This window comes from Erwinia sp. ErVv1, from assembly GCF_900068895.1.
Lineage (GTDB): Bacteria > Pseudomonadota > Gammaproteobacteria > Enterobacterales > Enterobacteriaceae > Erwinia.
Window position 1 is genome coordinate 179,426 of record NZ_CDPK01000001.1, and the last position, 10,803, is coordinate 190,228.

Genomic DNA, 10,803 nt, shown 5'->3' on the forward strand with positions numbered 1-10,803 from the left:
TAATTAGGCCGCGACTGACGTAATAAGGGCGGCCTGTCGCCGCCCTTAAGCCTTAGTTCTGCGCGGGGGGGATATCGGAAACCGCAGGACGGGTATCCTCAATGCCGCCCGATGGCGTCGCCTGCATTGGGGTCATGATTTTATGCCAAATATCCTGTAGCCCGGCAACGTTATTTTCCACTTCTCCCTGCGGCTGCATCAGCACCAGCGTCGGTTCCTGTGAAAGCTGCTGGCGCAGTTCCTGATTCATCATCGGCAGCGTCAAACCTGCCAGAAAGCTCTGACGCAGCTTTTGATACTGCTCAGGCGCAATGTCCACCACCGCATTTTGCTGCGAGCGCAGCCGCTGACTAATCAGCACGTCAGTGCCGGTTCGCGCATAGGTGGCGAACAGCTTATTCAGTTCAGCCGTCTTCTGCGCCATCAGTGCATCAAACTCATCCTGCGGCAGGCCGTTGTCGCGAATATTCGCCATCTCACGAGCAATCAACGTCAGGTTGCTTCCCAGCGCGGCGTTATCCGTTTCCATATTAATGGCACACTGGGCGCGCTGATAAAATACGCGGCAGTCAAACCCCACCTGGGCTTTTTGCGCTTTATTATCGGCGAGCATCTTCTGCACGTGCCAGAAAAGCGCCTCGCGAGCGAGGTCGCTTTGCCAGTAGCGCAGCAAATTCTGCGAGTCCCGGATAGGCTGCCAGGCGGTATCCCACACCAGTGACAGGCGATCCTGGCCGAGGGTGTTGTTACCCGCCAGATTGATCGGCTTCTGCGCCAGAGGGGAGAGCGTGGGCATCGGTGAAGGAACATCACGCTTACCGCTGAGTGGGGAGAACGTCTTACCAATCTGCTCGACCAGAGCACGGCTGTCGACGTTACCCACCACCAGCAGCGTCATGGCATCCGGCGTATACCACTGCTTGTAGAAGGCATTAAGCTTGTCGGGATCGACCGGCGTTCGCGTTTCCGCCGACGGATCGTGACCCAGCAGCACCGATCCCTTCAGGCGGTAGCGCCACCAGGGATCGCGCGGATCGGTAGGCCAGCTGGCGCCGGGATCGTCAGCCTGGAGGGCAGTGTTCACCGTCTGCTCGTTAATCGTCATATTTCCCCCGGTTGCCGCCAGCCAGTTCATGGCTTCTTTCAGCAGCTCCGGCCTGTTGTTCGGCAGGCTCAGGGAGTAGATCGTAAAATCATAAGACGTGACGGCGGGCGGCTGAGGATGTTCAGAATCGATGGCCTGCTGCCAGAGCGCGCGCTGCTGGGCAGGGTCGAGCTTCGCATTGTGCACAAGCGCAAGACGCGGAAGTAAATGGCTGAAGCCAGCCTGTTCGGTATTTTCAACCAGCGATCCGGTATTAACAATCAAACGCACTTCGATGCGGTCACTCGGCCGCTGCGGCGTGGTCAGAACCTGCCAGCTAAACCCGTTATCAAGCTTTCCCTGCTGCCAGGCAGGATCGGGTTGGAGCGTTTCAGCCTGCGCAGTGATGCTGGCGACGGCCAGCAGTATCCCGCCAACCAAAAGACGAATTCTGGTGCCCTGCATGTGAACCCCTAATCAATCACAAACCCAAAAATGACTAACAATCTGCGGCCTGTGGTTATCACAAGGATGGATAACTCTGTAAAACCGCTGTTTTTAAAACGAAGCAGCTTTTTAGACCGCGACGAGGCGAGGATGTCGCATTTTTGAGTGAAAAATCTTAAAAAGATATGCAGGTTATTATGCAAATGCCCGCTGCGAGGGCAAGTCGCGACGGGCATTTTGGGGAATATTTAGCGATTTAGCGAATTAAAGCGTGGTTTCCGGCAACTTTTTTCCCTTTTTAGAGGCGGTTAACGTCGCTTTGAGCTGTTGCTCATCCAGCTGTCCAACCCATTTTGCCACCACCAGGGTCGCCACGCCGTTGCCGACGAGATTGGTTAGCGCGCGCGCTTCCGACATAAAACGGTCAATACCCAGAATCAGCGCCAGCCCCGCCACCGGCAGATGCCCGACGGCTGAAAGGGTGGCAGCCAGCACGATAAACCCGCTGCCGGTCACCCCTGCGGCCCCTTTTGACGAGAGCAGCAGCACCACCAGAAGCGTGATTTGGTGCATGATATCCATATGCGCGTTGGTCGCCTGAGCAATAAATACCGCCGCCATCGTCAGATAAATAGAGGTACCGTCGAGGTTGAACGAGTAGCCGGTCGGAATGACCAGCCCGACGACGGACTTTTTACAGCCCAGCTTTTCCATTTTATCCAGCATGCGCGGCAGCGCGGATTCAGAAGAGGACGTGCCCAGTACGATCAGCAGTTCCTCTTTGATATAGGCAATGAACCTGAAGATATTGAAGCCGACCGCGCGGGCAATCAGCCCCAGCACCACCACCACAAACAGGATGCAGGTCAGATAGAAGCAGAGGATCAGCTGGCCCAGCTGCACCAGTGAACCGACGCCATATTTACCGATGGTAAAGGCCATCGCGCCGAAAGCACCGATCGGGGCCAGGCGCATGATCATATTGATAATGCCGAAGATCGCCTGGGAAAATCCCTCAATAAAGTTAAAGACCAGCGTGCCTTTGTCGCCCAGACGGTGCAGGGCGAAGCCAAACAGAATGGCAAACAGCAGTACCTGGAGGATGTTGCCGCTGGCGAAGGCCCCAATAACGCTGCCCGGGATGATATCCATCAGGAAGGCGACGACACCCTGCTGCTCGGCCTGCTGCGCATAGACTGCAACTGCTTTGGCATCCAGCGTTGCGGGGTCTACGTTCATTCCCGCGCCGGGCTGCAAAACGTTCACTACCACCAGCCCGATCAGCAGCGCAATGGTGCTGACCACTTCAAAATAGAGCAGCGCCACGGCACCGGTACGGCCCACGGCCTTCATGCTTTCCATTCCGGCGATGCCGGTAACCACGGTGCAGAAGATCACCGGGGCAATAATCATTTTAATCAGTTTGACGAAGCCGTCTCCCAACGGCTTCATCTGGGCACCCAGCTCGGGGTAGAAGTGCCCCAGCAACACGCCGATGGCGATCGCCGTTAATACCTGGAAATAAAGGCTCTTAAACAGAGAAGTTTTCATAAGAATATCCGTTAACGGCAGGTGGCAGCGGGTTAAATCGCTTTCGTTATAATCACAATGCTCTGCGAAAATAACACCCTGTTAACGGGATTGATATAAGTTGACACAATTTGCCGCCGCTCTGAATGTCATTATTTGAGCTGCATCACGTAAGCAAAGCTGAGAGGCCTTTTCTGACCGTGGCGGGCCACTCTGAGAGGATTGAGAGATGCGTCAGCCAGCATTGAATCCATCCTGTCACGGGGGATCGACTCACCCTGCCACAGGGGATACTTCACACCCTGCCGGAAGGGATTGAACCTAACCTGCCAGATAGCGCTCGGTGAAAATCGCCACCGGCAGCGCCTCTGAATAGAGATAGCCCTGACCGATATGGATGCCGCGCGCCAGCAGCCAGTCGCGCTGCCCGCTGGTTTCAACGCCCTCGGCAATCACCTCAATCTTGATGATGCTGGCGATAGCCGCCACGATACGCACCATGGTGTCGTCCTGTGGCAGCGAACAGACAAAGCTGCGATCCATTTTGAGCTTGCTGATCGGCACCGACTTAAACTGACTCAGCCAGTTCAGATTCGCGTAGCCCATGCCAAAGTCGTCCAGCGCAACCCTGATACCCACCTGCTGTAGCTCGCGGAGCAGCCGCAGCGCCAGCGCGGGCTCGCCAATCTGCGCCGTTTCGGTAATTTCCAGCATCAGGCTACCGGCGTCAATCCGATGGCGCTGAATAAGCCCCTGTAAATGCGCCACCATATCGCGCTCGCGCAGCTGAGTGGCAGAAATATTCACGCTGAGCGCCAGGTCAATACCGCGCTTCTGCCAGGCGGCCAGCACCCGGCAGGACTCCTCAAGTACCCAGCGGCCCAGCGCACCAATCACGCCAATCTCTTCCGCATTCACGATCAGCTCTTCGGGCAGCGACCAGCTGCCGTCCGGCTGGCGCATACGCAGCAGCGCTTCTGCGCCAACCACCGCGCCGCTACGCATATCGATCTGCGGCTGGAGATAGAGGGCGAACTGTCCCTCGTCCAGCCCCTGCAAAATATCGTGCTCCTGCGTCAGGCGCTTATGTGCCCGCTCGGTCATCTTCGGCTCAAAAAACAGGATTTGGTTTTTCCCCTGATGTCGGGCTGACATCATCGCCGATGCGGCGCGACTGAGGAAGTCCTGAGCGGTCAGCGGCGTTTCTGCCTGCTGGGTCATACCGACGCTGATATTCGGGCGCAGCGAGAGATGCTGGATCGCCACCGGCTGGTTCAGCCGCATCAGCAGCAGGCGCGCCAGCCGGATTGCCCGGAAGGGGTTATTCGCCCGCTTCGCTAATAGCACAAAATCACTCAGTGAGAGCTGTCCCAGCACCGTCTGCTCATCAATGCACTGACGCATTTTCTCCAGCAGCGTCAGGAGCAGCGCATCCCGCTGTTCGTCCGTGACCACGCCGTTCGCGTCCTGAAGCGTTTCTATCCGCACCACGATAACCGTAAAGACCTCATCATCGGCGACGGATTGCAGATGCTCTTCAAGTAGCGCAAGGAACAACGCCTTGTTAGGCAGGTTAGTCAGGGAAAATCGCGTCGTCTGCCTGCTCATCTCAGTGTGCGCCGAGGCCGTAACCTGCTGGTTATAGTTATAGCTGCGGATAAGCATCCCCAGTTCGTCGTCCCGATGACGGGGCGGCAGCGCCAACCGATGGGCGAGAATATCCTGGGCGGGCAGCTCATGCAGCTCGTTGGCTATTCTGCGCAGTGGACGAACAATCAGCTTATTGATGCACCAGCTCAGGGCGACAGAAAGCGTCAGCGCCAGCAGCAGATAGGTGGTTACCAGCGTCGAGAGGGCGCTGAGGATAAACTGATAGACGCGCCAGGAGTCGGCGCGCAGCCGAAGCATCGCCAGCGGTTTTGGGTTAGCGGGCTCGACGGAATAGAGCGGCACGGTAATCTGAACCGGCAGTTCAAACAGTTTGGCGATGAGAGGGGGAACCGGCTTTTCCGCTGCAAAGTCGGTATGCAGTACGTGCAGGCCGTTAGGTAACACCACTTCCGCACGGGCAAGCACCCCCGCGGGCTTCAGCGAATCAAGAATGACGCCGGCCTGACGGATATCCGCCTTCAGTACCGCCTGCGACAGCGGCTGGCGAACGGTGTGGGCGATATTTTCCATCTGCTGGGCATAGTCAACCCTGCGCTGCTGCACAAAATGGAAAAGCTGAATGACGATAAAAATTGAGATGGTGACGATCGAGACTCCCGATACCGTCGCCATCTGTTTTATCGTTAATGACCGACTGACGCGCAAGCCTGTTCTCCGACATCCTGGATGCCGCCCCGGACGGGCGGTAAAAACTGTCCTGAGTATATCGTATGACGGCCGCTTGTTAAGTTCTCCCTGACTTCATCCGGTGGATTAGGTGTTTTCCGAGGAAAAAGGCGGGCGACTCAACGATCTTTCATCGCCAGCCAGGCCAGCAGATGCAGGCTTGCCGAGTAGTAGTCTTCGCTGTTATCCAGCCGATCGCTGATATTACCCGTCTCGTTCAGCGTCAGGTCCCGTACCGCCAGCAGGCCACCTGCCATGGCGTAGGGCGCCCGGCTGTTGCTCATTACGTCAATCCACGCCGGGGTTTGCAGGCGGGAAAAGTTCATCCAGAAGCGCTGGAACGGCACCAGCTGAAGGCTTTGCGAGTCGTACCAGTACAGATACAGTGGAATGCGAATGGCATCATAGCTAAAGCGCGGAGGCCAGTCCGTTGCCGGGGCGACCGTACCATCAGCGTTTAGCGCCACCCAGTCCACGGGCAGGTCGGTCTCACCAAAGCGCATTTTAGACAGCAGGCTCATGCCGCTGTCGATCAGGTTGTCCCACACTTTCAGGTGGCTGCGGCTGGCAAAGTCACGCCAGGCCGGAAACAGAAAATAGGAGGGATTGAGCACCACATAGCTGGTTTTATTGAAGCCCTGCGAGCCGGGCAGCATAACCGTATAGCCGCCAAAGGTGACAACATTATGGCTGATAATGGCGCGCTGGATCTGGTCCGAAGCGTCCAGATAAGCTTTGTTATGCCACTTCTGCCCTGCTTTGAGCAGCGCCCAGGCTATCAGCACGTCGCCATCCGAGGCGTTATTGCTATCCGCAATCGGCCTGGCCGAATCTGGCGTGTATTTCCAGTAAAACAGTCCGTTTTGCGGATTTTTCAGATGCTGCTGGGTCCAGCGCCACAGGCCGTCGAAGCTGCTGCGATCGTTGTACCACACCGCCATCAGCATGGCATATCCCTGCCCTTCGGTATGGCTGACGTTATTGTTTCCCGTGTCCTGTATGCGCCCGTCGCTGGTCATAAAGCGCGTTTTAAAAGTACTCCAGCCGTCAGCCGCGCTGGCCTGCGCACAGCCAATGGCCAGCAGCAGTAGAATGAGGCTCGTTCTCAGCAGCTTCATTATTATCACCCTCAACGCTGGTAGCGAAAATTAAGCGTGGCGTCGGCATCCGTCGCTTCGCATACCACCGGCACCGTTGGGGCACCGCCCTGTTCCTGTAGCCAGCGACCATATAGCCCGGTCAGTACCGCCCCCAGCGCCTGTTGCCACTGGCGCGCATCAAACTGGTCATCGCCCGGCGGCAGCGCCATGTGACAAATCACAATGGCCGTCTCCCGTGGCTCTACCTCGACAAAGCCCCAGTTAAAGCGTGCCAGCACCTGATTAATCTGCTGTTCCAGATCCGCCACGGTCTGCGCAGTGCCCAGGGGGTAGCGGGTGGCCAGGTTGTCCCCCATTTGCAGCAGAAAGGCATGACTTTCACGTTCACCAGCATTACGCAGCATGCCGTTAATGATCACGCTCAGCAGATCAAACCAGCCCGGCTGATACTGCTGCTGCCGGTAGTAATCCAGGGTGCGGTCGGTCGGTTCACTCATGCTTATTTTTCCCCGAGCATATAGCGGAAATAGAGTTGTGCAGTGCTTTCGTTATAGTTACCAAAGGTGTCGTAGCCAAGCTGGCCGCCAATAGTAACGTCTTTATTTACCTTATAATCCGCACCAGCATGAAGATTATAGCCGATGCCGTTTTTGCTGCTGCCCTGATACCAGGCCTCCGTGGCGTAACCCGCATTGGCGTAGCTTTCAAGTTCGGCCTGCTTTGCTGAATCGGTCGGGAAATAGGCGCTGCGATCTTCAGAGTAGGACTGGTAGCCCACCGAGCCGCCTATTCTGACTTTCATATCCTCGTAGCTTTTACTCCAGTCCACCGGGAAGGATACCGCCACAAAGTCCTGCGGGCTGAAGTAGCCGCCCTGCCCGTAGCTGTAGTAGCTGAGGTTTTTTGAGAAGTCCATCCAGCTCATGCTGATACCGGTTTTCAGCTCGCTGCTGTCGTCGTGGAAGGGCCTGACGTAAGCGCCCGCCTGACCCAGAATGCTCTGGTTACTCTCAACGTTCTCACCCAGGTAGCTATAGCCCCCGGCACCAACGTAAAAGCCGGCATCGCCGTTATCATAGCTCAGCAGGGCGTTACCGCCGTTTTTGGTGACCCGCCCCCAGCGTTTGCCGCTCAGCTTGTCCTCCACGCCAACGTAGGAGAGCAGGCTGTCGGTGACCGCGCGGCGTTCACCGGTCAGGATCAGCGTCAGGTAATCCGTCAGTTTAGGCGACCACTGAATGCCGCCCACCAGCGTGCTCAGATCCTGCCCCAGCGGCGTGGAGCCAAGATCGATTTTGAAATTATCGTTGGTCAGCCCCAGATTTACCTCGACGCCGGAGGCGTTCTGCGAACCAGGGGAGTCCAGATTCACCGTGCCCGGAGCAACGTTGTTTTGCGCGGCAATACGGCCCTGCTCCAGCGCCCCGGTACCGAAGCGCGCAACCGAGGTCCCCGACGCGCTGCCCGCGCTCAGCGTGACCGGCGTCAGGGTGAAGTCGAAGCGCGTATCCCCATAGGGCACCGTTGACCAGGTGAGCGGCGCTTTCGCCTCGGTCAGCTTGCTCAGGCCGGATTCGCCATCGCGTCCCCGAACCTGCATACCGCCCTGGATCCAGCTGCCGGTTCGCGTCTCCAGGTCATCAATCAGGGTATCCACCTGATGCAGCGTTTGATCCTGTGGAGAGGTTGCCACGTCCGCCGTCTGCGCGGCAGCCTGATCGTTTGCCGGGGCCTGCTGCCACGGCATCACCGTGCCATAGGTGGAAGGCGAGCGGCGCGGGGATGTGGTGGTGCGGTTGATAAAGGGATTATCCGCCAGCGCCATGCCGCCAATCACCGGCGTGGTGCCGGTTTCGGCACCCTGAATGCCGGTCAGCTTGCCGCGCGCGGTGCGCAGATAAGCCAGCGCCTGCTGGTGATCGCCATCGGCCTCCGCCACGCGCGCCATCAGCAACAGCCGATCCGGCGTCTGCTCACCGCGCAATCCGCCAATCAGCCTCTTCGCTTTCGGCAGATCGTGGCTGGTTAGGGCCACGTTGATCGCGCCTACGCGCGCGTCCTGAGCCGGCGTATCGCGGGTCATCAGATAGTCATAAACCACGCCCGCTTCTTTGTTCATCTTGCCGGACTGATAAAGACGACCCATGGCAAACATCAGATCAACATTTTGCGGGTCGTGCTGTAGTGCACCAATCAGCTTGTCGTATGCGGCCGCGTACTGCCCCTGATTACGCAGGCGGTCGGCCTCGTTGATGAGATAGCCATTTTGAATACTGGCCAGCTGAGTAGGGGTACTGCGCGACTGGAGTTCCGGGCTGTTGAGAAACCGTCCGGCTTCTTCCGTCAGCCCCGCCTGATTCAGCACCGCCACCTGGGCGGCGTAATCTCCCGCGTTGCCCTGCACGCCGCGCTGCATGTTGTTTCGCACCACGGCGATCGCCGTGGTCAGATCCCCGGCAGCGGCCAGCCCCTGCGCCAGATTTCCGGCATCGACCGGGCTTTCCGGCGGGTTGACCGCCAGCGCTTTAAGCGTATTGGCGGCAGCGACACTGGCCCCCTGTGCCAGATACTGCCGGGCAACCGCCATTTGCAGATTAAAGTTGACCCGGCGGGAAAGCAGACGGGTTTCGCGGGTCTGCGCCCGGGCGGGCAGGCGCGCCAGCAGCGACTGGGCCTGCTGCCAGGCACCGTTTTCGCTGGCAAACAGCGCACCGGCATAGATATCGCTGTCGCTGGCGCCCGGGCGGAACGAAGACTGCATCACGCCGGAGGCCAGCGCCGTATTGCCCTGCTGCTGGTAAATTCGCGCCAGGTCGAGGCGCAGCCAGGCGTCGGCCGGAAAGCGCGCCATCCCCTGCTGGAGGAGGGTAATCGCCTGCTGAGGATTTCCCGCCGCCAGGGCCTGCTTCGCCTGCCGACGAACAGGATCGCTGGTTGCGCCGGAATGCGGCGTCACGCTGGCACGAACGCTGTCCGGCAGCGACGCCAGCAGCGTACTGGCTTCCGCGCTGCGATTCTGTTGGCGCAGCACGTAAAACAGTCCCTCCTTCGCCGGGCGGTTATCCGCATCGCTTTGCAGCACCGCACGGTAGGTCTGCTCTGCCGCCGCAGGCTGGTTGCTGCGGCGCTGTACGTCGGCGCGGAACAGCTTAGCCGCGATGCCTTTCGCGCCTTCGGCCTGGGTCAGGGGTTCACTCAGGCTCAGCGCCCGATCGCTGTTACCGTCCTTCATCGCCTGCTGAGCCTGCGCCAGCTGACCGTAGAAACGGGCATCATCCGCCTGCTGCTGTCGCTGCTGGCTGCTTTCGCCCCCCTGCTTAGCCGCACGATCGAGGTAATCTGCCGCTGCCGCATAGTTGCCGCTGCGCTGGGCAACATAGCCCAGCCCCGCCAGCGCATCGGCATCCTGCGGATTGGTTTGCAGGACGCGATTAAAATCACTCTGCGCCTCGGTGACGTTACCGCTGTTCAGGGCGGTAAAGCCCTCGCCTTTTTCGGCGCCTCCCACGCCATTACGGAAGCGATCGGCGACCGCGCGGTCCTGCGGATGACGCTGCTGATAGTGCTGATAGAGCGCCGCATCCTCCGGCTGTGGGCCGAGCCACAGCAGCGCCTGACGCAGCGAACGATCCGCATCCGCATTGCCGTCAGCCATGCCTTCCAGCAGCTGAAGGCCTTCGCGCCGGGTTGATTCCTGGTAAGTCAGGGCCTTACCCAACGCCAGCTTCGCCCCGGTATCCTGAGGGTGCTGAGCCGCAAACTGGCGCAGGTGATCCACCGCCTGCGGCAGCAGCGTGCGGTCGCCCGCCATGGTCAGATAATACTCGGCAGCCACGCTGGCGGGGGGTTCGCTACCGCTAAAGGTGTTACGCCAGGTTTGTAACGACGCGGCGATGTTGCCGCTGCGCGCCTGCTGACGGGCCAGGGTAAGCTCCGCCGCCGGAATAGCACGCAGCTGGCGCGCGCTGTCGAGCTCGGCGAGCCGGGCGTCCTGTGGTGAAAGCTGGCTGAGACGCGCACGCCACCTCGCCGCGGCGGCTTCATCGCCGCTCTGCTGCGCCCAGAGCGCCATCAGATAGATCGCCTGGCTGTTAGATGCATCGACCATCAGGACTTTGTTCAGCGCATCGCGCGCCAGCTCGTCATGGGCTTTCTGATGCCAGTAGTTGGCCTGATCGAAAAGCGCCTGAATGGCCGGATTCGCCTCCGCGGCCAGCGCGGGAAAGACCAGCGCGGAGGCCGCCAGGGTCAGGCCAGGCACCCAGCGCTGGCACAGGGCGGAGAGCGTTTTTATTTTCATCATCG

The 10,803-nt window shown here is 59.1% G+C and carries 6 protein-coding genes; all 6 read right to left on the reverse strand.

Annotated features, from left to right (window positions below; all coding sequences use genetic code 11):
* Positions 1–52: 52 nt before the first annotated feature.
* Positions 53–1,549, reverse strand: a complete 1,497-nt coding sequence (locus A1830_RS00785) for a M16 family metallopeptidase (RefSeq protein WP_067700305.1) — start codon at positions 1,547–1,549, stop codon at positions 53–55.
* 246 nt (positions 1,550–1,795) lie between these two features.
* Positions 1,796–3,082, reverse strand: coding sequence for a dicarboxylate/amino acid:cation symporter (locus tag A1830_RS00790; protein ID WP_067700308.1), 1,287 nt, complete (start codon positions 3,080–3,082; stop codon positions 1,796–1,798).
* Positions 3,083–3,382: 300 nt separating this feature from the next.
* Positions 3,383–5,377, reverse strand: a complete 1,995-nt coding sequence (gene hmsP / locus A1830_RS00795) for a biofilm formation regulator HmsP (protein ID WP_067700311.1) — start codon at positions 5,375–5,377, stop codon at positions 3,383–3,385.
* Between the two features lie 140 nt (positions 5,378–5,517).
* Complete coding sequence (locus A1830_RS00800; RefSeq protein WP_067700314.1) at positions 5,518–6,516, reverse strand: glycosyl hydrolase family 8; 999 nt, start codon at positions 6,514–6,516, stop codon at positions 5,518–5,520.
* Positions 6,517–6,527: 11 nt separating this feature from the next.
* Positions 6,528–6,995 carry a cellulose biosynthesis protein BcsD gene (bcsD, locus tag A1830_RS00805; protein ID WP_067700317.1) on the reverse strand — a complete coding sequence of 156 codons (468 nt, stop codon included), beginning with the start codon at positions 6,993–6,995 and terminating at the stop codon, positions 6,528–6,530.
* Positions 6,996–6,997: 2 nt separating this feature from the next.
* Positions 6,998–10,798 carry a cellulose biosynthesis protein BcsC gene (locus tag A1830_RS00810; protein ID WP_067700718.1) on the reverse strand — a complete coding sequence of 1,267 codons (3,801 nt, stop codon included), beginning with the start codon at positions 10,796–10,798 and terminating at the stop codon, positions 6,998–7,000.
* Positions 10,799–10,803: the final 5 nt, after the last annotated feature.